Source organism: Phocaeicola sp. RTP21198st1_B8_RTP21198_201120, assembly GCF_040929485.1.
Lineage (GTDB): Bacteria > Bacteroidota > Bacteroidia > Bacteroidales > Bacteroidaceae > Phocaeicola > Phocaeicola dorei.
The window spans coordinates 1-390 of the sequence record NZ_JBCOCI010000545.1 but is presented as its reverse complement, the minus strand read 5'-3'; the positions used below and the strand labels follow the sequence as shown (position 1 = coordinate 390).

Here is a 390-nt window from a genome sequence, read left to right as displayed (position 1 = left end):
GGATGCAAGTGATGATGTTATTAATTATCAGATTATTGCAAAACTTAAAGATGTGAATACTCAAGCTGCCAATGATGTGCTTGACACAACTAAAAATAGAAGACAAGAAATACTCTCGTATGCACTTGACAATCCAAAGGAATTATCAAAATGGTTGTATGAGAACCAAGGAGATATGAGATTTGGTGCAGAAAACCGTTTGTTTCTTGTTCTGATTGATAATGATAACTGGGACAATTCTTGGTCACTTAAGCGTAATATTAATCTTCTTCGCCCAAAAATTATGGGCTATCTTGATTCTTTTAGTAGTGAAAACATTGAAGATATGAAGATTGAATTCACATTTAAATCACATTTGTACACTACATACGCAGATATTTTGTTTATTAT

1 pseudogene is annotated in these 390 nt (G+C 32.1%); it reads left to right on the top strand.

The annotated features are described in order from the left end of the window. A pseudogene (locus tag AB5935_RS27960) lies at positions 1 to 390 on the top strand (hypothetical protein); the annotation flags it as partial.